The 22,032-nt window shown below is 71.5% G+C and carries 19 protein-coding genes and 4 pseudogenes; 19 read left to right on the forward strand and 4 right to left on the reverse strand.

The features are described from left to right. The first annotated feature begins 37 nt into the window (after positions 1-37). Positions 38-1,248, forward strand: a pseudogene (hemW, locus tag QQK35_RS16520) (radical SAM family heme chaperone HemW). Positions 1,249-1,304: 56 nt separating this feature from the next. Here the strand turns inward: hemW and QQK35_RS16525 are convergent. Further along, positions 1,305-1,715 (reverse strand): DUF4870 domain-containing protein, encoded by a 411-nt coding sequence (locus QQK35_RS16525; RefSeq protein WP_284255116.1) that lies wholly within the window; start codon positions 1,713-1,715, stop codon positions 1,305-1,307. Between the two features lie 205 nt (positions 1,716-1,920). Between QQK35_RS16525 and hrcA the strand changes: the two genes are divergently transcribed. The 10 genes and pseudogenes from hrcA (at position 1,921) to QQK35_RS16575 (ending at position 13,076) form a co-directional block, all read left to right on the forward strand. After that, a complete protein-coding gene (hrcA, locus tag QQK35_RS16530) occupies positions 1,921-2,943 on the forward strand; it encodes a heat-inducible transcriptional repressor HrcA (protein WP_284255117.1) in 1,023 nt (340 codons plus the stop codon). 7 nt (positions 2,944-2,950) lie between these two features. Next, on the forward strand, positions 2,951-4,063 hold the full coding sequence (dnaJ, locus tag QQK35_RS16535) for a molecular chaperone DnaJ (RefSeq protein ID WP_284255118.1): 1,113 nt from the start codon (positions 2,951-2,953) through the stop codon (positions 4,061-4,063). A 316-nt stretch (positions 4,064-4,379) separates the two neighbouring features. Continuing rightward, complete coding sequence (locus tag QQK35_RS16540) at positions 4,380-4,928, forward strand: RsmE family RNA methyltransferase (protein ID WP_348534966.1); 549 nt, start codon at positions 4,380-4,382, stop codon at positions 4,926-4,928. After that, the gene (locus QQK35_RS16545; RefSeq protein ID WP_284255119.1) at positions 4,922-5,617 is read left to right on the forward strand and encodes a phosphotransferase; all 696 of its coding nucleotides are present in this window, start codon (positions 4,922-4,924) and stop codon (positions 5,615-5,617) included. Before QQK35_RS16540 ends, QQK35_RS16545 begins: the two co-directional genes overlap by 7 nt. A gap of 213 nt (positions 5,618-5,830) precedes the next feature. Further along, the gene (locus QQK35_RS16550) at positions 5,831-6,802 is read left to right on the forward strand and encodes an ABC transporter substrate-binding protein (RefSeq protein WP_284255120.1); all 972 of its coding nucleotides are present in this window, start codon (positions 5,831-5,833) and stop codon (positions 6,800-6,802) included. 90 nt (positions 6,803-6,892) lie between these two features. Further along, positions 6,893-8,412, forward strand: a pseudogene (locus tag QQK35_RS16555) (sugar ABC transporter ATP-binding protein). Next, positions 8,409-9,470 carry an ABC transporter permease gene (locus QQK35_RS16560; protein ID WP_284255121.1) on the forward strand — a complete coding sequence of 354 codons (1,062 nt, stop codon included), beginning with the start codon at positions 8,409-8,411 and terminating at the stop codon, positions 9,468-9,470. Before QQK35_RS16555 ends, QQK35_RS16560 begins: the two are co-directional and overlap by 4 nt. Then, positions 9,467-10,474, forward strand: a complete 1,008-nt coding sequence (locus tag QQK35_RS16565; RefSeq protein ID WP_284255122.1) for an ABC transporter permease subunit — start codon at positions 9,467-9,469, stop codon at positions 10,472-10,474. Before QQK35_RS16560 ends, QQK35_RS16565 begins: the two co-directional genes overlap by 4 nt. 50 nt (positions 10,475-10,524) lie before the next feature. Next, positions 10,525-12,246, forward strand: a complete 1,722-nt coding sequence (locus QQK35_RS16570; RefSeq protein WP_284255123.1) for a sugar ABC transporter ATP-binding protein — start codon at positions 10,525-10,527, stop codon at positions 12,244-12,246. Beyond that, positions 12,132-13,076: a LacI family DNA-binding transcriptional regulator gene (locus QQK35_RS16575; protein ID WP_284255741.1), complete on the forward strand. Its 945-nt coding sequence runs from the start codon at positions 12,132-12,134 to the stop codon at positions 13,074-13,076. Before QQK35_RS16570 ends, QQK35_RS16575 begins: the two co-directional genes overlap by 115 nt. 18 nt (positions 13,077-13,094) lie before the next feature. On the opposite strand, the gene QQK35_RS16580 is transcribed toward QQK35_RS16575, so the two are convergent. From QQK35_RS16580 to QQK35_RS16590, 3 genes are read right to left on the reverse strand one after another with little or no spacing between them, the layout of a single operon-like run. Then, positions 13,095-13,724, reverse strand: a complete 630-nt coding sequence (locus tag QQK35_RS16580; protein WP_284255124.1) for a response regulator — start codon at positions 13,722-13,724, stop codon at positions 13,095-13,097. Continuing rightward, positions 13,721-14,830, reverse strand: coding sequence for a sensor histidine kinase (locus QQK35_RS16585; RefSeq protein WP_284255125.1), 1,110 nt, complete (start codon positions 14,828-14,830; stop codon positions 13,721-13,723). The genes QQK35_RS16580 and QQK35_RS16585 overlap by 4 nt, the downstream gene beginning before the upstream one ends. A gap of 9 nt (positions 14,831-14,839) precedes the next feature. Continuing rightward, entirely contained in the window at positions 14,840-15,277 is a 438-nt protein-coding gene (locus tag QQK35_RS16590) for a hypothetical protein (protein ID WP_284255127.1), read from the reverse strand. 92 nt (positions 15,278-15,369) lie between these two features. On the opposite strand from QQK35_RS16590, the gene QQK35_RS16595 reads away from it, so the two are divergent. The 8 genes and pseudogenes from QQK35_RS16595 to QQK35_RS16630 all read left to right on the forward strand — a co-directional run bounded on the left by QQK35_RS16595 (position 15,370) and on the right by QQK35_RS16630 (position 22,017). Beyond that, positions 15,370-15,723 carry a histidine triad nucleotide-binding protein gene (locus QQK35_RS16595; RefSeq protein WP_284255128.1) on the forward strand — a complete coding sequence of 118 codons (354 nt, stop codon included), beginning with the start codon at positions 15,370-15,372 and terminating at the stop codon, positions 15,721-15,723. 55 nt (positions 15,724-15,778) lie between these two features. Beyond that, positions 15,779-16,800, forward strand: a pseudogene (locus QQK35_RS16600) (PhoH family protein). A 79-nt stretch (positions 16,801-16,879) separates the two neighbouring features. Then, on the forward strand, positions 16,880-17,341 hold the full coding sequence (ybeY, locus tag QQK35_RS16605) for an rRNA maturation RNase YbeY (RefSeq protein ID WP_284255129.1): 462 nt from the start codon (positions 16,880-16,882) through the stop codon (positions 17,339-17,341). A gap of 16 nt (positions 17,342-17,357) precedes the next feature. Next, positions 17,358-18,665: a hemolysin family protein gene (locus QQK35_RS16610; RefSeq protein ID WP_284255130.1), complete on the forward strand. Its 1,308-nt coding sequence runs from the start codon at positions 17,358-17,360 to the stop codon at positions 18,663-18,665. Beyond that, the gene (gene era, locus QQK35_RS16615) at positions 18,658-19,563 is read left to right on the forward strand and encodes a GTPase Era (RefSeq protein ID WP_284255131.1); all 906 of its coding nucleotides are present in this window, start codon (positions 18,658-18,660) and stop codon (positions 19,561-19,563) included. The genes QQK35_RS16610 and era overlap by 8 nt, the downstream gene beginning before the upstream one ends. A 140-nt stretch (positions 19,564-19,703) precedes the next feature. Then, positions 19,704-20,501, forward strand: coding sequence for a hypothetical protein (locus QQK35_RS16620; RefSeq protein ID WP_284255132.1), 798 nt, complete (start codon positions 19,704-19,706; stop codon positions 20,499-20,501). A gap of 226 nt (positions 20,502-20,727) precedes the next feature. Then, positions 20,728-21,707: pseudogene (gene nusA / locus QQK35_RS16625) on the forward strand (transcription termination factor NusA). 91 nt (positions 21,708-21,798) lie between these two features. Continuing rightward, positions 21,799-22,017: a YlxR family protein gene (locus QQK35_RS16630; RefSeq protein WP_284255133.1), complete on the forward strand. Its 219-nt coding sequence runs from the start codon at positions 21,799-21,801 to the stop codon at positions 22,015-22,017. Positions 22,018-22,032: the final 15 nt, after the last annotated feature.

The raw sequence follows: 22,032 nt of genomic DNA on the forward strand, positions 1-22,032 counted from the left end.
CTCAGCCGCGCCCGACGGGAACTGCGAGGATCGGGTCATGCCGTCAGCGCTGCCCATCGCGGATCCCGCCCCGGCCGATGGGATGCTGCCCGCATCGGCGGCCGCGGGCTGGCGCGAGCGCGATCTGGGCGTCTACGTGCACGTGCCGTTCTGCCGGGTGCGTTGCGGGTACTGCGACTTCAACACGTACACGGCGCAGGAGATCCGGGGGTCAGGCAGAGCGACTACCCCGGTCAGGCGATCGCCGAGCTGGACCTCGCACAGCGGGTGCTCGGTGCGATGGCGCGTCCCGCGGCGACGGTGTTCTTCGGCGGGGGCACGCCGACCCTGCTGCCGGCCGAGGCCCTCGGCCGGATGCTGGCCGGCATCCGGGATCGCTTCGGGCTCGCCCCCGGTGCGGAGGTCACGACCGAGGCGAACCCCGACTCGGTCGACGCCGCCGCGCTCGCGCAGCTCGCCGAGGCGGGCTTCACCCGCGTGAGCTTCGGCATGCAGTCGGCGGTGCCGCACGTGCTCGCCACCCTCGACCGCACGCACGACCCCGAGCGCATCCCCCTCGTCGTGCAGTGGGCGCGCGAGGCCGGGCTGCAGGTCAGCCTCGACCTCATCTACGGCACGCCGGGGGAGTCGCTCGAGGACTGGGCCGCGTCGATCGACCTCGCGCTCGCGCAGCGTCCGGATCACCTGAGCGCGTACGCGCTCATCGTCGAGCCCGGCACGCGCCTGCACCGCGACATCGCGCGCGGGCGCATCGCCCAGCCCGATGACGACCTCCAGGCCGACATGTACGACCTCGCCGACGAGCGGCTGACGGATGCCGGCCTCGCCTGGTACGAGGTGAGCAACTGGGCGACCGACCCCGCGCATCGCTCCCGGCACAACCTCGCCTACTGGACGGGGCAGGACTGGTGGGGCGTCGGCCCGGGCGCGCACAGCCACGTCGGCGGGGTGCGCTGGTGGAATGTCAAGCATCCGGCGGCGTACGCGGAGCGGATCGCGGGCGGAGCGTCACCGGCGGCGGGCCGCGAGACGCTGGACGACGACGCCCGGCGACTCGAGCGCATCCTGCTGGGCACGCGCATCGCCGACGGGCTGCCGATCGAGGCGCTCGAGCAGAACGGGCGCTCCGCGGTCGCGGCGCTCATCGCGGAGGGACTCGTCGACGGTCGCACGGCGATCGACGGTCGGGTCGCGCTCACCCGCCGGGGCCGGCTGCTCGCGGATGCCGTAGTGCGCCGCCTCACCTGACCCCCGCGCGCAGAAGCGCCGGGCCCCGAAGGACCCGGCGCCTCGAGCGTCGCGCGCTACTTGATGACGCGGATCGCGAAGGGGTAGCGGTAGCTGGTCTTCTGGCCGCCGCTGAGCTGCACGCCGCCGATGATCGAGAAGATCAGGTTGACGATGAGCGCCGCCCAGGCGATGAGGCCGAGCAGGAGGCTGATGATCCAGCCGACGAACGGGATGAAGGCGAAGAAGATCGAGAGGATCCAGGCCGCGACGACGATCACCGAGATGTTGATCGTCCAGTTCAGGTTCTCCTTGCTCTGCTCGGCGATGCGCGGACCGCGGTCCTTGAACGCGAAGTAGAAGATCAGCGCCGGGATGAGAAGGATGATGTTGAGGAACGTCGCCAGCGTGGCGTACTGCTTGTCCTCGGCCTCCGAGAACGGAGCAGCCGGCTGCGGCTGAGGTGCAGGGGCGGCAGGCTCGGTCATGGGTAGTTGCCTTTCGTTGGGTGCTGTCGACTTCGACAGCGGGGAAAGTGCACGGGCTCGCGCTCGTCGCGTCCCGTGGGGAGCGGCACAAGCACGACCACAAGATAGCGGCACCGGGAACGGCGAGGCAACGATTTCGTCACGCGCCTGCGGCTACGATTGGCAGTCGGTATCGTCGAGTGCTAAGCGATGGAGGGCGGTGGCCATGGTCTCGGAACGCGGACTCGCAGTGCTCCGGGTCATCGTGCAGGACTACGTCGCCTCCCGTGAACCGGTCGGGTCGAAGTCGATCGTCGAGCGGCACGCCTTCGGGGTCTCGTCGGCGACCATCCGCAACGACATGGCGCTGCTCGAGGAGGAGGAGCTCATCGCGGCCCCGCACACCTCGTCCGGGCGGGTGCCGACCGACAAGGGCTACCGCGTCTTCGTCGACGAGCTGACCGAGCTGCGCCCGCTGACGAACGCGCAGCGCACGGCGATCGAGACGTTCCTCGGCGACGCGGTCGACCTCGACGACGTGCTCGCGCGCACCGTGCGCACCCTCTCGCAGCTCACGAACCAGGTCGCGCTCGCGCAGTACCCATCGTTCGGCAGCGCCCGGGTGCGGCACATCGAGGTGGTCGGACTCGCGCCCACCCGCCTCATGACCGTGCTGATCACCGACACCGGTCGGGTCGATCAGCGCCTCGTCGAGGTGCCGCAGCCGCTCGACGCGGAGGGCGTCGCCGCGCTGCGCGAGCGCCTCAACGAGCAGCTGGGCGGGCTCGCGCTCGCCGAGGCCGCGGGTCGGCTGCACGCGCTCCCGGATGCCTTCCCGCCCGAGCGCGCCGACGTCGTCAACGCCGTGGTCGGCAGCCTCGGCGAGCAGGTCGCCGCCAACCGGCAGGACCGCCTGGTGATGGCGGGGGCCGCGAACCTCGCCCGCACCGAGGGCGACTTCACCGGCAGCATCTTCCCCGTGCTCGAGGCGATCGAGCAGCAGGTCACGTTGCTGCACCTGTTCTCGGAGATGGAGCTCGAGGACGACGCGGTGCAGACGCGCATCGGCCGGGAGATGGCCGGGTACGGCCTCGGCGAGGCGAGCGTGGTCGCGAGCGGGTATACGGCATCCGGCGGCAGCGTCGCGCACCTCGGGGTGCTCGGCCCGACCCGCATGGACTATTCGAACAACATGGCAGCCGTCCGCGCGGTCGCGCGGTATCTCAGCCGGCTGCTCGGTGAGGACTAGATAACGCGTGGCTGACCACTACGAGACCCTCGGCGTCTCTCGCGATGCGAGCCCCGAGGAGATCAAGAAGGCGTACCGCCGGCTTGCACGGGAGCTGCATCCCGACGTCAATCCGAGCGAGGAGGCGTCCGAGCGCTTCAAGGGCGTGACGCACGCGTACGACGTGCTGAGCGATCCGGAGCAGCGCGAGCGCTACGACCTCGGCGGGTCCGGCAACCCGTTCAGCGGCGGCGCCAGCGGAGGCTTCGGGTTCGGCGACATCTTCGAGACGTTCTTCGGCGCGGCGCAGCAGCGCTCGAGCGGGCCGCGATCGCGCCGCGAGCGGGGTCAGGACGCCCTGCTGCGCATCGAGGTCGAGCTCGCCGACGTCGTGTTCGGCGTCGCGCGCGAGTTCGAGGTCGACACGGCCGTGGTCTGCCCGACCTGCTCCGGTTCGTGCTGCGCGCCCGGCACCCAGCCGGTGACCTGCGACATCTGCGGCGGCACGGGGTCGATCCAGCGCACCGTGCGCTCGCTTCTCGGCAACGTCATGACGTCGTCGCCGTGCGGCACGTGCCGCGGCTACGGCACCGTGATCCCGAACCCGTGCCCGACGTGCGCCGGCCAGGGTCGCGTGCGGGCCAAGCGCACCGTGCACGTCGACGTGCCCTCCGGCGTCGACACGGGGCTGCGGCTGCACCTGCCCGGCGAGGGCGAGGCCGGCCCCGCCGGCGGCCCGAACGGCGACCTCTATCTCGAGGTGAAGGTCAAGCATCACGACACGTTCAGCCGCAGCGGCGACGACCTGCTCGCGACGCTCGAGGTGCAGATGACGGATGCCGTGCTCGGCACCACCGCGACGCTGCAGGGGCTCGACGGCGAGGTCTCGGTCGAGGTGAAGCCGGGCACCCAGAGCGCCGACATCGTCACGGTCAAGGATCGTGGCATCACCCGGCTGCGCGGCGGCGGGCGGGGCGATCTGAAGGTCGGCATCCAGGTCGTCACTCCCGTGCGGCTGAACAGCAAGGAGCAGGAGCTCATGAAGCAGTTCGCGGCGTCGCGGCGCCCGGTGCCTCCCGAGTTCTCGACCTTCCAGCAGGGCCTGTTCGCGAAGCTGCGCGACCGCTTCCTCAACATCTGACGCCGCACGCCCGACGCCGCCGCGATCCGGTTCCCATTCCGAAATGCAGGAGCGGCGCGCCCTGCAAGCGGCTGACCGCCCGCGGACACGGCATCCGGGTGCCTTCCCTCCTGCATTTCGGAAGGGATGACTCGAGCGTCGCCCGCGAGTGGGAGGGTGGAGACGTGGCCTCCCTGTACCTGGATCCCGACCTGGAGCCGGCGGATGCCGAGGTCGGCGCCCGCGTGCGCCTGCGGGGTGACGAGGCGCGGCACGCGATCGCCGTCGCGCGCGTGCGCCCGGGGAGCGGCTCGCCATCGCCGACGGCGCCGGGTTCGTGGTGCGGGGTCCCGTCGTCGACGTCGCCTCCGGTGAGCTCAGCATCGAGGTCGACGACGTGCAGCACGACCCGGAGCCCGAGCCGCGGCTCTGGCTCGCCCAGGCTCTCGCGAAGGGCGACCGCGACGAGCTCGCCATCCAGGCGGCGACCGAGCTCGGCGTGAGCGGCGTGATCCCCTGGCAGGCCGACCGGTCGGTGTCGCGCTGGGACGGTCCGAAGGCGGCGAAGGGACGGGAGCGCTGGGCGGCGATCGTGCGCGAGGCGACGAAGCAGTCGATCCGGTCGCGGGTTCCCGAGGTGCTGCCGCTCGGGTCGCCGCTGCCGGGGCTCGTGCTCGTGCTCGAGCCGGCCGCCGACCGGGCGTTGACCGCGGTCGAGCTGCCGGCGCAGGGCGACGTGACGCTCGTGGTCGGTCCGGAAGGGGGCCTCACCGCGAGAGAACTCGCGCTCGGCATGCCCGTGCGGCTCGGTGCGGAGGTGCTGCGCACCTCGACGGCCGGGCCCGCCGCGCTCGCCGTTCTGAACGCGCGCCTGGGCCGGTGGTGAACTCGCCCGCCCTCTCCGGGATGCCGCCGAGCGGCACGACGGTCCCCGCCCTGGTGCGCGCGGCGGCCGGCGATGACGAGCTCGAGGCCGTCTGGCTCAACGAGCTCGGCGGGCTCACCTATCGCGCCGGAGCCCGGTACCTGAAGTGGAGCCCGCCCGGCGGTCCCGACCTGACGGCGGAGCGCGCCCGGCTGGACTGGGCGTCGCCGTACCATCCCGTGCCGGAGGTGCTGCAACTGCGCGTCGACGCGGGTGCGCAGCTGCTCGTGACGCGAGCGCTGCCCGGGGCGAGCGCGGTGCTGCTCGAGCCCCGCATCGCCGCCCGCGCGCTCGGCGAGGGCCTGCGCGCCCTGCACGAGCACCTGCCGGTGGCGGCATGCCCGTTCAGCCGCTCGGCCGAGGAGCGCGGCGGCGTGAACCCTCCGCCGGTCGACGAGCCAGTGGTCGCCCACGGCGATCCGTGCGTTCCGAACACCCTCGTAGGCGCCGACGGCCGCTGGAGCGCACACGTCGACCTGGGGCGGCTGGGGCGCGCCGATCGCTGGGCCGACCTCGCGGTCGCCAGCGGCAACCTCGATCTGAACTTCGGTCCCGGGTGGCAGCCCGAGTTCTTCGCGGCGTACGGCATCGGGCGCGACGAGGAGCGCATCCGGTACTACCGGCGCCGGTGGGACACCGAAGCCGCCTGAATGTGATCCATCACATAGCCGTCGGCACGTGATGAAGCGCCGGAGTTTCGCCATTTGTGCCGGGACTCCCCGGTAAACCCGGCCCTCGCCCCGTTATCGAACCGTGATCATCGCCCTCTGGTGTGATGAGTTGTGAACGCTAACATCATGACAGCCGACGCGGTCGGATGACAGCGGGGTTGCCCCCGGCAGCTCAATGACAAGGGAGTCACTATGAAGAAGGGTCTCGTGGCGGCCGCCGTGGTCGCCGCCATCGCCTCGCTCGCACTGGCGGGATGTTCCTCCAGCGGAGCCGGCGCGTCCGGGTCGAAGACCATCAAGGTCGGGTTCGCCCAGGAGGGCGCGGAGAGCGGCTGGCGCACCGCCAACACGAAGTCGCTGCAGGCGGCGCTCGACTCGTCGAACGGGTTCAAACTGAACTTCTCCGACGCGCAGCAGAAGCAGGAGAACCAGATCGCGGCGATCCGCTCGTTCATCACGCAGGGCGTGCAGGCGATCGTCTTCGCGCCGGTCGTCGAGACCGGCTGGACCGATGTGCTCAAGCAGGCCAAGCAGGCCAAGATCCCCGTGATCCTCGAGGACCGCGACGTCGACGCCGCCGACCACCAGTACATCGCCTCGCGCGTCGGCGACGACTTCGAGAAGGAGGGCGAGACGGCCTGCAAGTGGATCGTCGACAACTTCGCGGGCAAGAGCGCGAACATGGTCGTCCTCCAGGGCACCGCCGGATCGAGCGCCGCCAACGACCGCACCACCGGCTGCGGCAAGGTGATGAAGGGCTCCGACATCAACGTGCTGGATCAGCAGGACGGCAACTTCACCCGTGCGCAGGGCAAGACCGTGATGGAGGGCTTCCTGCAGAAGTACGGCAGCAAGATCAACATCCTGTTCGCCCAGAACGACGACATGGGCCTCGGCGCCCTGGATGCGATCAAGGCCGCCGGCATGACCCCCGGCAAGGACATCCAGATCATCACGATCGACGGCACCCACGACGGCCTGACCGCGCTGTCGAACGGCCAGTTCAACTACGTCGTCGAGTGCAACCCGCTGCTGGGCGACCAGGTGGCGCAGGTCGTGAAGGACGTCGTGGCCGGCAAGAAGGTGGACAAGCTCTACCTCGCCAAGGACGAGGCCTTCGACCAGGCCGCCGCCAAGCAGGCGCTGCCCACCCGTAAGTACTGAGTCCGCACGCACGGACGGGCTGACCGCGATCGCGGCGCCGGAGCACACCGCCCCGGCGCCGCGATCGGCCGCCGAATCGAGGACATCGCCATGCCATCCACGGTCGTCGCCGAGCTCCGCGACATCACGATCGCGTTCCCGGGCGTCAAAGCGCTCGACGGGGTCGACCTCGTGCTGCGCGCCGGAGAGATCCACGCGCTCATGGGCGAGAACGGTGCGGGCAAGTCGACCCTCATCAAGGCCCTCACCGGCGTCTACGCCATCGACTCCGGCACGGTCGAGGTCGGCGGCCGGCCCCGGCGGTTCTCGGGCACGGCCGACGCGCAGGCCGCGGGCATCGCGACGGTCTACCAGGAGGTCAATCTCTGCACCAACCTCAGCGTGGGCGAGAACGTCATGCTGGGACGCGAGGTGCGGGGCCGCCTCGGCATCGACTGGTCCGCCACCCATCGCGCGGCCCGCACCGCGCTGGAGCTTCTGGGCCTGCAGATCGACACGCGCACGTCGCTGTCGTCGCACTCCATCGCCGTGCAGCAGCTCATCGCCATCGCACGCGCCACCGTGCTCGAGAGCGCCGTGCTCGTGCTCGACGAGCCCACGTCGAGCCTCGACCGCAGCGAGGTGGAGCAGCTCTTCGCCGTCGTGCGCCGGATGCGCGACACCGGCGTCGCGGTCCTGTTCGTCACGCACTTCCTCGACCAGGTCTACGAGCTGTGCGACCGGATCACCGTGCTGCGCAACGGCCGGCGGGTGGGCGAGTTCCCGACCGCGGAGCTGCCGAGGCGCGAACTCGTCTCGACGATGCTGGGCCGCGAGCTGGCCCGGCTCGAGGCGATCGAGGACCGCGCCCTGGCCGTCGGCGCCGCGGACTCCACGGTGCCCGTGCTGCGGGTCGAGGACCTGGGCCGCAAGGGCGTGATCGCCGGGGCGTCGCTCGAGCTGCGCCCGGGCGAGATCGTGGGGCTCGCCGGGCTCCTCGGCTCCGGGCGCACGGAGCTCGCGCGGCTGCTCTACGGAGCCGACCGTCCGGATGCCGGCCACGCCGAGGTGCACGGCCGGCCGGCCCGGCTCAGCAGCCCGCGGGCGGCGCTGGCCCACCGCATCGCCTTCTCGTCGGAGGACCGCCGGAGCGAGGGCATCATTCCCGATCTGAGCGTGCGCGAGAATCTCGTGCTCGCGGTGCAGGCGCAGCGCGGCTGGGCCCGGCCCCTGAGCCGCACGCAGCAGGATGCGATCGTCGAGCGCTACATGACCTCGCTCGGCGTCCAGCCCCCGATGCCGGCGCGCTCATCCGCAACCTGTCGGGCGGCAACCAGCAGAAGGTGCTCCTGGGCCGCTGGCTCGCCACGGATCCCGAGCTCATCATCCTGGACGAGCCCACCCGCGGCATCGACGTCGGTGCGAAGGCGGAGATCCAGCGTGCGATCACGGACCTCGCGGCCGGCGGCGTCGCGGTGCTGTTCATCTCGTCGGAGCTCGAGGAGGTCGTGCGCATCTCGCAGCGCATCTACGTGCTGCAAGACCGGCATATCATCGCCCAAGTCGTCAACGAGGAGGACATCGACGTGGATGACATCGTCGCCCTGATCGCCGAGGGGACGGCCGCGTGATCGCGCTGCGGATCCTCCGGCATCGGCTGTTCTGGCCGATCGTCGCGCTCGTCCTCCTGGTGGCGATCAACACGCTGTCGCGTCCGTCGTTCTTGAGCATCACGATCAAGCACGGCGCCCTGTACGGCTCGAGCATCGACATCCTGCGCAACAGCTCGCAGCTGATGCTGGTCGCCCTCGGGATGACGCTCGTGATCGCGACGCGCGGCATCGACCTCTCCGTCGGCGCGGTGCTCGCGGTCGCGGGCGCCGTCTCGCTCACCTACATCGAGGCGTCGCCCGAGCCGGGCTCGGTCGGCACCGTCACGGTGGCCGTGGCGCTGGGTCTGCTCGTCACCCTCGTGCTCGGCGCGTGGAACGGGTTCCTCGTCTCGGTGGTGCGGATCCAGCCCATCATCGCGACGCTCCTGCTCATGTTCGCGGGCCGCGGCATCGCGATGCTCATCACCAAGGGGCAGATCACGACGGTGACGAGCGCGCCGTACGCGGAATTCGCCTCGGGCGTGATCCTCGGTCTGCCGGTCGCGTTCCTCATCGCGGTCGTGGTCGTCGCGATCGTGGGGCTGCTGGTGCGACGCACGGCGCTCGGCGTGCTCATGGAGGCCGTCGGCATCAACCCGGAGGCGAGCCGCCTGGCCGGCGTGCAGTCGCGCGGCATCATCTGGTCGGTCTACGCGATCTCGGGCCTGCTGGCCGGGATGGCGGGCATCCTCTACAGCTCGAACATCATGGCCGCCGACGCCAACAACGCGGGCCTCAACATCGAGGTCGACGCCATCCTCGCCGTCGTCATCGGCGGTACGTCGCTGGCCGGCGGCAAGTTCTCGATCGCCGGCACCGTGATCGGAGTCCTCATCATCCAGACCCTCACCACCTCGATCACGTTCCTCGGCATCCCGCCCGCGGTGACGCCGGTGTTCAAGGCCGTCGTCGTGATCGTGATCTGCCTCATGCAGTCGCGGCGCGTGCGCGGGCTGCTCGCCGTGCGCCGGCGGCCGGTGGCGCCGTCCGTGCCCGGCACGGCGGCGATCGATGCGAGCGCGGCGGTGAGCAAGTGACCGCCCCCGCCGCGACCGGGGCGCCCCGCCTCGGCGGCCGCGGCCGGTCGGTGCGCTATCGGCTGAACGCCTGGCTGCCCGTGCTCGCCACCTGCGTGATCCTCGTGCTCATGCTCGGCGCCGGGCAGGCCGTGTTCGGGGACTTCGTCTCGCCGCGTCTGCTGTCGTCGCTGTTCGACAACAACCCGTTCCTGATCGTGCTCGCGGTCGGCATGACGTTCGTCATCCTCACGGGCGGCATCGACCTCTCGGTCGGGTCGGTCATCGCCTTCAGCGGTCTGCTGGGAGCGCAGCTGTTCGCCGCCGGCTGGCCGGCCGCCGCGGTGCTGCCGCTCATGGTGCTCTCGGGAACGCTGATCGGCGCGGTCGTCGGGGTCATGGTGGCGTTCTTCGACATCCAGCCCTTCATCGCGTCGCTCGCGGGCATGTTCCTCGCCCGCGGCCTCGCCTACGTCACCAGCCTGAAGGCGCTGCCGATCCACAACGACGCGCTCAACTGGCTGCTCGGCACCTCGTGGGGCGTCGGCGACTGGACGACGACGCCCGGCGTGCTGCTGTCCCTCCTGCTCGTGGCGATCGCCTTCTGGGTGTTCCACTACACGCGGTTCGGGCGCACCGTGTACGCGGTGGGCGGCAACGAGCAGTCCGCGCGCCTCATGGGGCTCGCCGTGACGCGCACCGTGTTCCTCGTCTACCTGATCAGCGGCACGTGCGCCGGCATCGCCGGGGTGCTGTTCGCCTCGTACACGCAGTCGGGCAATCCCCTCGCCGGACTCGGCATGGAGCTGCAGGCGATCGCCGCCGTCGTGATCGGCGGCACGATCCTCACCGGCGGCAGCGGCTACGTCATCGGGTCGCTGTTCGGGGTGCTGGTCTACGGCCTCATCCAGATCTCGATCACCTACATGAGCGTCGACTCCTGGTGGACCTACATCGTGATCGGCGTCATGCTGCTGCTGTTCGTGGTGTTCCAGCGTGCGATCGCGGCTCGCCGGCGCCGGTAGCGACCTCCCCGGCGGCTAGTCTCGTGACCGTCGAGGTGAGGACGAGGCCCGTGTCGATTCACTCCGCACCGCCGGCGGCGCCGGTGCTCGAGGTGGTGGATGCCGACGTGCGCTTCGTCGGACAGGTCGCCCTCGAGAAGGCGGCGCTGCGGCTCTTCCCGGGCGAGGTGCACTCGCTCATGGGGGAGAACGGGGCGGGCAAGTCGACCCTCATCAAGGCCATCACCGGAGCGCAGCGCCTCGACGGCGGCCGGATCACCCTGCGCGGGCGACCCGTCGCGTTCTCCCGGCCCGCCGAGGCGGCGGCCGCCGGCATCGCCGCGGTCTACCAGGAGATCGAGCTCGTGCCCGAGCTGTCGGTCGCCGAGAACGTCATGCTCGGCGACGAGCCGCGCCGGTTCGGCGGCATCGACTGGCGCGAGACCCGGCGACAGGCGAGCCGCGCGCTGGCCCAGCTCGGCATCGACCTCGACCCCGCCTCCAGCCTGCGCAGCCACTCGCCGGCGGTGCAGCAGCTCGTCGCGATCGCCCGCGCCGTGCGGACCCGCCCCGACGTGCTGGTGCTCGACGAGCCGACCTCGAGCCTCGACCAGGACGAGGTCGCGCAGCTGTTCGACATCATGCGCGGTCTGAAGGCCGAGGGCGTCGCGATCCTGTTCATCTCGCACTTCCTCGAGCAGGTCTACGAGATCGCCGACCGGCTGACGATCCTGCGCAACGGACGGCTCGTCGGGGAGTACCTGACGGCCGACATCCTGCGGATCGAGCTCGTCGAGCGCATGCTCGGCACGACGGTCGGGGCGCTCGAGGACCTCCAGGATCGCGGTCGCGAGGAACCCGCGGCCCCGGATGCGCGCGTCGTCGTGCAGGCCACCGGCCTCGGCCGGAGCAACCGGATCGCGCCGTTCGACCTCACCGTGCGCGAGGGCGAGATCGTGGGCTTCGCCGGGCTGCTCGGGTCGGGTCGGACCGACGCGGCCCGCCTGGTCGGCGGAGTCGACCGGCCCGACGGCGGCACGCTGCGCATCGAGGACCGCACCCTGCGCTCGCCCTCGCCGCGGGCCGCCATCTCGGCCGGTGCCGTGTACTCCTCGGAGGACCGCACGTCGGAGGGCATCATCGCGCAGCTGAGCGTGCGCGAGAACATCCTGCTCGGCCTGCAGGGGCAGCTCGGCTGGCGGCATCGGATGTCGTGGTCGCGCCAGCGCGAGCTGGCGGGCAGCTACATCGAGGCCCTCGGCATCGCGCCCGCCGACCCGGAGGCGGTGGCGGGCACGCTCTCCGGCGGCAACCAGCAGAAGGTCCTGCTCGCGCGCTGGCTCGCGCTCGCGCCGCGCCTGCTGATCCTCGACGAGCCGACGCGCGGCATCGACGTGGGTGCGAAGGCGGAGATCCAGCGCCAGATCGTGTCGCTGGCCGAGAACGGCATGTCGGTCATCTTCATCTCGGCCGAGCTCGACGAGGTGCTGCGTCTCGGCGACCGCATCGTGGTGCTGCGCGACCGCGAGGTCGTCGGGGTGGTCGACGGCGACCTCCTCACGCCCGACCAGCTCCTGGCACTCATCGCTCAGGGGAGGCGACGATGGCTGAGCCGGTCACCCCGCGCAGCGCGAACATCTTCGACGTGGCGCGGCTCGCGGGCGTCTCGCACCAGACGGTGTCGCGCGTCATCAACGCGCACTCGAACGTCAAGCCGGCGACCCGGGCCCGGGTCGATGAGGCCATCCGGCAGCTGCGCTACCGGCCGTCGTCGGCGGCGCGCGCCCTGGTGACCAAGCGCTCGCGGACCATCGGCCTGATCACGAGCCGCAGCGCCGACTACGGCCCGTCGATGCTCGCGCTCGCCGTGACCGAGGCGGCCGCGGCCGCGCGCTACACGGTCGTCACCACGACGCTGACCGACGCCCAGCCGAGCTCCGTGCGCGCGTCGATCGAGGCACTGCTGCGCCAGAACGTCGAGGCGATGGTGCTGGTGGCCATCGACATCGCGGTCGCCGACATCGCGCGCGATCAGGCATCCGGAGCGCCCCTCGTGGTCATCGCCGCGGAGGCCGAGCCGCACCTGCAGTCGGTGTCGATCGATCAGTACGGCGGCGCGCGGCTCGCCACTCGGCACCTGCTCGGCCTCGGCTACGAGACCGTGGCGCACGTCGCCGGACCCGCGCGCAATCCGGATGCCGTGGAGCGCGTACGCGGCTGGACCACGGAGCTCTCGGCCGCCGGCGCCCCGCCCGGCGTGCGCGTGGACGCCGACTGGTCGGCGCGCGGCGGCTACGACGCGGGCATGATCCTGCCGGTCGAGCCCGGGCGGACCGCGGTCTTCGCCGGCAACGACCAGATGGCTCTCGGGCTGATCTCCGCGTTGCGTTCGCGGGGCTACATCGTGCCCGACATGGTGAGCGTCGTCGGGTTCGACGACATCCCGGAGGCCGGTTTCTTCGCGCCGCCGCTGACGACGATCCGCCAGGACTTCGAGTCCCTCGGCGCACTGACGATGCAGCGCGTGCTGGCGATCCTCGAGGGAGCGCCGCCGCAGGAGCCGGAACGGCCGATCTCGACGCGCCTCGTCATTCGCGACTCGACGGCGCCGTCGCGCGACTGACGGCGCCAGCCGGCCGGGCTACTCGGCCCCGAGCAGGCCGCGCCGGAAACCCTCCGCGACCGCGGCGGCCCGGTCGCCCACCCCGAGCTTCGCGTAGATGCTCAGCAGGTGGGTCTTGATGGTCGCCTCGCTCAGGTGCAGGCGCTCGCCGGCCGCGCGGTTCGTGGCGCCGTCGGCGACGAGGGCGAGCACCTCGAGCTCGCGCGGGCTGAGCAGCCCGGTCTCGGGCCTGCGCACGCGATCGACCAGGCGCGAGGCGACCGAGGGCGCCAGCACGGCATGGCCCCGCGCGGCCGCCGTGACGGCACGGATGAGCTCGTCGCGCGGCGCGTCCTTCAGCAGGTATCCCGTCGCCCCCGCCTCGATCGCGGGCAGCACGTCGGCGTCGGCGTCGTACGTCGTCAGCACGACGACGCGCGCGCTCACGCCGAGCCGGTCGAGCTCGCGGATCGCGGCGACCCCGTCGGTGCGGGGCATGCGCAGGTCCATGAGCACGACATCCGGCTGCAGGGCGTGCGCGAGGCCGACCGCCTCGGCGCCGTCGGACGCCTCGCCGACGACCTCGATGTCCGGGTCGGACGAGACCATGCCGACGATCCCGTCGCGCACCACGGGATGGTCGTCGGCGACCAGCAGCCGGATCGTCATGCCGGTACCTCCACCAGGACCGCCGTGCCGTGACCGGGGCGCGACTCGATCCGCAGCTCGCCCGCGAGCGCCTCGATCCGCTGGCGCATCGCGACGAGGCCGTAGCCGTGGTCGGCGGTCGTCGCCGGCGGCGTCGCCGGGTCGAAGCCCCGGCCGTCGTCGCGCACCTCGAGCCGGGCGCCCTGCGCGGTGACCCGCAGGGCGAGGGTCACCCGACCCGCCCGCGCGTGGCGCTCGACGTTCGCGAGCGCCTCCTGAGCGGTGCGCAGCAGCGCCACCTCCGCATCGGTCGGCAGCGCGCGGTCCGGTCCGGTCGTCGTCACGTCGGCCCGGATGCCGGTGCGCTCCGACCACGAACGCGCGACGTTCGCGATGGCCTCCGGCAGCCGCACGGCGTCGAGCGCGACCGGACGCAGCGCCTGCACCGAGCGCCGCGCCTCCGCGAGCCCGTCGCGGGCGAGCGCCAGTGCCGCGTCGCTGTGCCGGCGCCGGGCCGCCGCATCCGGCGCCTCGTCCGCCGCCTGCAGCTGGGTGACGATGCCGGCGAAGTTCTGCGCGAGCGTGTCGTGGATCTCCCCGGCGAGCCGGGTTCGCTCCGCGTCGACGCCGGCCTGCTCGTCCTGGCGCTGGGAGACCCGCAGCCCCCACGACAGGCCGCACATGATCGCGACGTTGAGCGCGATCACGGCGGCGGCCGCGGCGGTGCCGAGCGGGCCGCTGCGGGCGAAGCTCGAGCTCTGCGCGATCCCCGCCACGACCGCCGTCGCACCGACCGCCAGCAGCTGCCACGGCCACTCCACGAGCGCGTAGGCGAACGAGAAGGTCGCGATGGCGAGGAAGCCGAACCAACCGGCGCGCAGCACGAGCACGAGGTTCAGCGCGATCATCACCGTCACGAAGACGCCGATCGCCGCGGGGTGGGCCTCCGTCCACCACATCAGAACGACGCGGAAGACGAACACCCAGACCGCGGCGAACCCGCACAGCGCCAGATCGACGGCGAGCCCCGGCCGGCCCCACTCGATGCCGACGGTGAAGGCGGTGAGCGTGCCGAGCACGAGGAACGGCACGACCGTCTGCACGATCCGCCAGCGACCGTCGATCACGAGCCGACCCTACGCGGCGCGCTCGGCGTCCGACACCGCGGTCGTCGACGCGGTGGCTTTCGGGAAGAGCGCGGCTGTCCGGGGCAGGTTCAGGATGATCGCCGCCGGCAGCACCAGCGCGCCGCACAGCGCCTGCTCGAGACGCACCCAGTCGGGCAGGAACCCGGGGATCGCGACGATCACGATGACCGCGATCACGACCACCGGGCTGATGATCCGCGTGCGGATCCAGGAGGAGCGCGAGCCGCGCGCGGCGGCGACTGCGAGCAGGAGCAGGACGAGCGCGCTGGCGAGCACGAGCGAGCAGCGGGTCCAGATCGCACTGTCGACCGAGGTGCCGGTGACGGACTGGACCACGAGCACGGTCTCCATCGCCCCGCTCACGAGGAGGTAGGCGGTGACGAGCACGAGCACGGGACGGAATCGGGAGCGGAGGGTTTCGTTCATGTCCTCCAGCGTGAGCTCGGCGGCATCCGGCGGGGATCGACCGATCGGCTGGACTCCGACGCCGAACGATGGACCTTCGTAGACTGGATGCCATGGCCGAGCCCACCGTCTTCGAGCGGATCGTCGCGCGCGAGATCCCCGCCGACATCGTGTACGAGGACGACCGGGTCATCGCGTTCACCGACGTCGCCCCGAAGGCGCCGGTGCACCTGCTCGTCGTGCCGAAGACGGCGGCGTACCGCAATGTCGGCGAGCTCGCCGGCGCCGATCCCCAGCTGCTCGCCCACATCGTGGACGTCGCGCAGAAGCTCGCCGACGAGCGCACCGGCGGCGACCACCGGCTCATCTTCAACACCGGCGAGGATGCTGGGCAGACCGTCTTCCACGTGCACGCGCACGTGCTGGGCACCGGCCTTCAGGAAGGATCCCTTGGCAACGAGCTCTGACGAATCGGCCGGCCCCGGCGTGGGCCGGGCCGAGCTCGAGGTCGACGGCGTCGCCATGGTGCGCCTGCTCGGTCCGCAGGACCGGCTGCTCACGACCATCGAGCACGAGTTCCCCGACGTGGCCGTGCACGTGCGGGGCAATCACGTGACTCTCGAGGGCCCCGCCGAGCAGGTGCGGGATGCCGAGCGCCTCGTGCGCGAGCTGATCCAGCTCGTGCGCAACGGCGTCGATCTCGGCGATGCCGAGGTCACGAGCTCGCGCCGCATCCTCCAGCGTGGCGAGGGCAGCCCTGCCGAGGTGCTGAGCCAGGCGATCCTCACCGCGCGCGGCAAGTCGATCCGGCCCAAGACCCTGGGCCAGAAGTCGTACGTCGACGCGATCGATCACAACACCATCGTGTTCGGCATCGGCCCCGCGGGCACCGGCAAGACCTACCTGGCGATGGCGAAGGCCGTGCAGGCGCTGCAGCGCAAGGAGGTCGAGCGCATCATCCTGTCGCGTCCCGCGATCGAGGCGGGGAGCGGCTCGGATTCCTGCCCGGGACGCTGACCGACAAGATCGACCCCTACCTGCGGCCTCTCTACGATGCGCTCAACGAGATGATGGACCCCGAGCTGGTGCCGAAACTGCTCGCCGCCGGCACGGTCGAGGTCGCCCCGCTCGCCTACATGCGCGGGCGCACGCTCAACAACGCGTTCGTCGTGCTCGACGAGGCGCAGAACACGACGCCGGAGCAGATGAAGATGTTCCTCACCCGCCTCGGGTTCGGCACGAAGATGGTCGTGACCGGTGACGTCACGCAGATCGACCTGCCGACCGGGGCGTCGGGGCTGCAGCTCGTCTCGCGGATCCTCGAGGGGATGGACGACATCCACTTCACCCGCCTCGGCTCGGAGGACGTGGTGCGGCACTCGCTCGTCGGGCGCATCGTCGACGCGTACACGAAGTACGACGCCGAGCGGCAGGCGCGCGCCTACGAGGGCCAGTCCGCGCGGGAGGGCGCGAACCGCGCCGAGCGCCGGGCGGGACTCGGCCGCGCGCCGCAGGACCGCAAGCCGCGGCGGGATAATCGGTGAACGCGAGCGGCGAATCGGCGGCGTGTACGGCGATTCGCCGCCTCGCGCCGCAGGAGCGGCGGCGCGAGCAGGAGACGACGTGAGCATCGAGATCAACAACGAGTCCGGGGTCGAGGTCGACGAGGGCGCCCTGCTGCGGCTCGCGACGTTCGCGCTCGACCACCTGCGCGTGCACCCCGGCGCCGACCTCGCCATCCTGCTCGTCGACGAGGCCGCCATGGAGCAGCTGCACGTGCAGTGGATGGACGAGCCCGGGCCGACCGATGTGCTGTCGTTCCCGATGGACGAGCTGCGACCCGGCACCGACGAGGACATCACCCCGCCGGGCCTGCTCGGCGACATCGTGCTGTGCCCGCCCGTCGCGATCGCGCAGGCGAAGGAGGCGGGCCACTCGATGATCGAGGAACTGGAGCTGCTGACCGCGCACGGCATCCTGCACCTGCTCGGGTTCGACCACGCCGAACCGGATGACGAGCGCGAGATGTTCGGGATCCAGCGCGACATCCTCGTCGGGTTCACGCTCGCCGAGCGGAAGCGCTGATGACCGGCGACCGGCGATGATCCCCGTCTTCATCGCGGTCGCGGTGCTGCTCGTGGCCTTCGGCGGGTTGCTGGCCGCCGCCGACGCCGCGCTCGGCGTGCTGAGTCGCAACGACATCCTGGAGCTCGCCCAGGCGCGCCGTGCGCGGCGCTCGCTGCTCGCGATCGCGGGCGACATCGCGGAGCACGTCAACGCGATCAACTTCGTGCGCGTCGTGTCCGAGACCGCGGCCGCGGTGCTCGTCACGCTCGTCTGGGCGACCGTGTTCGGGTCCGAATGGTGGTGGACGCTCCTCGTGAGCGGGCTCATCATGACGGCGGTGTCGTTCGTGCTCGTGGGATCGAGTCCGCGGTCGGTGGGGCGCGCGCACGCCCGTGGCATCCTGCTGTTCGCGGCGCCCGTGCTGCGCGCCTCGCGGGTCGTGCTGGGGCCGCTCGCCGACCTCCTCGTCGCGATCGGCCGGCGCGTGACGCCGGGACGCCCGCCCGCCGCGACGTTCTCGAGCGAGGAGCAGCTGCTCTCGATGGTCGATGAGGCGACCGAGCTCGACGTGCTCGAGGAGGACGACCGCGAGCTCATCCATTCGATCTTCGAGTGGGGCGACACCGTCGTGCGCGAGGTCATGATCCCGCGCACCGACATGGTGACGGTCGACGACGATGTGACCGTGTTCGCGGCGATGACGCAGCTGCTGCGCACCGGCGTCTCGCGCATGCCGGTCGAGGGCAAGGACGCCGACGACATCGTCGGGGTGCTCTACCTGCGCGACGCCGCGCGGCTCGCGCACGAGGCGCGCCGGGATGCGAAGACGACGCTCGTGCGCGACCTCGCGAAGCCCGCGATGTTCGTGCCCGAGTCGAAGAAGGCCGACGAGACCCTGCGCGAGATGCAGCGCGCGTCGACGCACCTCGCCATGGTCGTCGACGAGTACGGCGGCATCGCCGGCCTCGTGACCCTCGAGGACCTGATCGAGGAGCTGGTCGGCGACATCTCCGACGAGTACGACCGGGAGGTGCGCGAGGTCGTCGACCTCGGCGACGGCCTCTACCGGGTCAGCGCCCGGCTGCCGACGGATGAGCTCGGCGACCTGTTCGGCATCGACCTCGACGACGACGACGTCGACTCCGTCGGCGGACTGCTCGGCAAGGCGCTCGGCCGGCTGCCCACGGCCGGTGCGGCGACCGTGGTGTCGGGGCTCAAGCTCACGGCCGAGCGCGTGGAACGCCGCCGGGTCGTGACGGTGCTCGTCGAGGCCACGCCCGACCTGCTCGCGTTCCAGGAGCGGCGCCGGGCCGATCGTGCGGAGGTCGAACGCCATGACTGAGACGGGCGCTGACACGTTCCGGGCGGGATTCGCGTCCTTCGTCGGCCGGCCGAACGTCGGCAAGTCGACGCTCACCAACGCCCTCGTGGGCGAGAAGGTGGCGATCACGTCGTCCAAGCCGCAGACGACGCGGCACGCCATCCGGGGCATCGTGCACACGGCCGGCGGCCAGCTCGTGATCGTCGACACCCCCGGCATGCACCGGCCGCGCACGCTGCTGGGGGAGCGGTTGAACGCCGTCGTCGCGGCGACGCTCGGCGATGTCGACGTGATCGGGTTCTGCGTGCCCGCCGACGAGAAGCTGGGGCCGGGCGACCGGTTCATCAACGAGCAGCTCGACGCCTTCCCGCGGGCGCGCAAGGTGGCCATCGTGACCAAGGTGGATGCCGCCCCGCGCGGCATGGTCGCCGCGCGGCTTCTCGCCGTGAGCGAGCTGCGGGAGTGGGAGGCGGTCGTGCCCGTGTCGGCGGCGTCGCTCATCCAGCTCGACGTGCTCACCTCGGAGCTCGTCAAGCTGCTGCCGCCGTCGCCGCCGCTGTACCCCGACGAGGCGGTCACCGACGAGTCGCTGGAGACCCGGATCGCGGAGCTCATCCGCGAGGCAGCGCTCGAGGGCGTCTCGGACGAGCTGCCGCACTCGCTCGCGGTGACGATCGACGACCTCGTCGAGCGCGACGATCGCGAGCTCGTCGAGGTCTACGCGAACCTCTGGGTCGAGCGCGACAGTCAGAAGGGCATCGTGATCGGCCGCGGCGGATCCCGCCTGCAGGAGGTCGGCGCCCGCGCCCGCGCCTCGATCGAGCCGCTGATCGGCAAGCAGGTCTTCCTCTCGCTCCGCGTCAAGGTCGCGAAGGAATGGCAACGCGACCCGAAGCAGCTCGGCCGCCTCGGCTTCTGACGTGGCAAGCCCCCGCGCCGCGCGCACCACGGATTCGTGCCTCCGTGTCGGTTCCCTCCACCAAGGCGACCGGAACGCACGAATCCACCAGGGACGAGGCGATGCGTCCGGCGCGGAGGACCCGGGACGAGGATCGCCGGATGCGGCGCTCTCCTCTCCCGTCCTCGTTCGACGGCTGGGCCTTCCGGTCGTCCGAGGCGCAACTGCTGCTCGGCCTGTCGCCGCGTCGGCTCCGCGCCCCCGACATCCAGCATCCGCACCGCGGGGCCCGGTCGATCGGACTCGATTTCGAGCGGCTCCGAGACCGCTGTCGAGCGCTCGAGACGCTGTTGCCGCCGGATGCCGTGTTCTCCCATGTGACCGCCCTCGGTCTCTTAGGTGCACCGGTTCCCGCCTCCGCGGAGCTCCACGTCTCGGTTCCGGTCCCGCGCACCCCGCCGCGGCGGCCGGGAGTGCGCGGACACTCCCTGACCTCCGTCTCGGCGCGGATCCTCGACGACCTGCCCGTCGTAGCCGCCGAGGCGGCGTGGCGGCAGTCGGCGTCGCTGCTCGACCGGAGAGAGCTCGTCGCGGCCGGCGATTCGCTCGTGACCGGACGCCGGGTCGCGGGAGTCCGCCGCGCCGGCGTCACCACGATCGAGCGTCTCGCGCGCACCGTCGACCTGGACCGGGGTCGTCCCGGCAACGCCCGGGCCCGATGGGCTCTCGCCAGGGTGCGTTCAGGGGTGGACTCCGCGGCCGAGACCGAGATTCGGCTGCTGCTGGCCGGCGCCGGTCTCCCGGAGCCGCTGGTCGACCACCCGATCGTGGTTGCCGGCGGCCTCGTGCTGCACTCGGACATCGCTTATCCGGAGGCGCGGATCGACATCGAGTACGAGGGGATGGCCATCGCGCCGATCGCGCGACCTGGTACGGCGACATCGAACGGCGGGAGTTGATCGAGGACGCGGGCTGGCGCATGGTGCGGGTGGCGGCGCCGGCGCTCCGCGATGCCGCGCCGCTGGTGGGCCGCATCCGGAATCTGCTCTCGATTCGTGCCTTCGGGTCGCAGGCGCAGGCCCAAGCGACCAGGACGCACGAATCGCGGGGGCGCTGAACGAGTGCGATGACGCCTAGAATCGACGGATGCCCCGGACGGGGTCAGAGCTCAATATCGGAGGCCCCGTGGACATCGACCTCACCATGCTGCGCATGATGGAGCGCGAGCGCGAGATCCCGTTCGATGAGCTCGTCACGATCATCGAGCAGGCGATCCTCACCGCCTACCTCAAGCACACCGGCACCGACCCCGAGTCCGGCGCGCGCGTCGAGCTCGACCGCAAGACCGGGCACGTGACGGTGTACGTGCCCGAACTCGACGACGACGGGGAGCAGATCGGCGAGGCCGTCGACAACCCCGACGACTTCGGGCGCATCTCGGCCTTCGCCGCGAAGCAGGTCATCAACCAGCGGCTGCGCGACATCGGCGACGACAAGGTGCTGGGGAGTTCCGCAACCGCGAGGGCGACATCGTCGCCGGCGTCATCCAGCAGGGCCCGAACCCGCGCATGATCCACATCGACCTCGGTTCGGTCGAGGCGATCCTGCCGCCCGAGGAGCAGGTGCCCGGCGAGGACTACGCGCACGGCACCCGCATCCGGGTCTACGTGACGAGCGTGAGCAAGGGGCTCAAGGGACCGTCGATCACGGTCAGCCGCACGCATCCCGGTCTGGTGCGCAAGCTGTTCGCGCTCGAGGTGCCCGAGATCGCCTCCGGCGCGGTCGAGATCACGAGCCTCGCGCGGGAGGCCGGCCACCGCACCAAGATCGCCGTGCGGGCCACCCAGCCGGGCATCAATGCCAAGGGCGCCGCGATCGGGGAGCTCGGCCAGCGGGTGCGCGCGGTCACGAGCGAGCTGCGCGACGAGAAGATCGACATCGTCGACTGGTCGGATGACCTCGCCACGTTCGTCGCCAACGCATTGAGCCCCGCGAAGGTCTCGAGCGCCTTCGTCGTCGACGAGTCGACGCGGGCCGTGCGGGCGCTCGTGCCCGACTACCAGCTCTCGCTCGCCATCGGCAAGGAGGGCCAGAACGCGCGCCTCGCGGCGAAGCTGACGGGGGCGCGCATCGACATCCAGCCCGACAGCGTCATGGAGGGCTGAGGCGCACGCTCGGTGCGCGGGGTAGTATGGAGTCCGTCAGAACCTGCCTGGGTTGCCGGCAGCGCGCCCCCGATCCTCACTCGTGAGAGTCGTGGCGCGCGACGGCCGGGTCGCGGTGGATGCCGCGGCTCGCCTCCCCGGGCGGGGCGCGTGGCTGCATCGCAGCCAGGCGTGCGTCGAGACCGCCCTGAAGCGCAAGGCCTTCGGCCGGGCGCTGCGGGCGGACAACCTCGACGCGACCGGGCTCCTCCAGGAGTTCGGTGTCGACACCCTCAACCAGAAGGCTGAAAAGGCTATGGACCAGTCATGAGCGGCTCGAAATGAG

It is taken from the genome of Pseudolysinimonas kribbensis (genome assembly GCF_030161895.1).
Classification (GTDB): Bacteria; Actinomycetota; Actinomycetes; order Actinomycetales; family Microbacteriaceae; genus Pseudolysinimonas; species Pseudolysinimonas kribbensis.

Excerpts from the sequence above, each read along its gene's own strand:
- hrcA (WP_284255117.1), top strand. The coding sequence starts at position 1,921 with ATGGTCTCGGAACGCGGACTCGCAGTGCTCCGGGTCATCGTGCAGGAC.
- era (WP_284255131.1), top strand. The coding sequence starts at position 18,658 with ATGACTGAGACGGGCGCTGACACGTTCCGGGCGGGATTCGCGTCCTTC.
- QQK35_RS16580 (WP_284255124.1), bottom strand. The coding sequence starts at position 13,724 with ATGACGATCCGGCTGCTGGTCGCCGACGACCATCCCGTGGTGCGCGAC.
- QQK35_RS16590 (WP_284255127.1), bottom strand. The coding sequence starts at position 15,277 with ATGAACGAAACCCTCCGCTCCCGATTCCGTCCCGTGCTCGTGCTCGTC.
- QQK35_RS16595 (WP_284255128.1), top strand. The coding sequence starts at position 15,370 with ATGGCCGAGCCCACCGTCTTCGAGCGGATCGTCGCGCGCGAGATCCCC.
- QQK35_RS16610 (WP_284255130.1), top strand. The coding sequence starts at position 17,358 with ATGATCCCCGTCTTCATCGCGGTCGCGGTGCTGCTCGTGGCCTTCGGC.
- QQK35_RS16525 (WP_284255116.1), bottom strand. The coding sequence starts at position 1,715 with ATGACCGAGCCTGCCGCCCCTGCACCTCAGCCGCAGCCGGCTGCTCCG.
- QQK35_RS16620 (WP_284255132.1), top strand. The coding sequence starts at position 19,704 with ATGCGGCGCTCTCCTCTCCCGTCCTCGTTCGACGGCTGGGCCTTCCGG.
- QQK35_RS16550 (WP_284255120.1), top strand. The coding sequence starts at position 5,831 with ATGAAGAAGGGTCTCGTGGCGGCCGCCGTGGTCGCCGCCATCGCCTCG.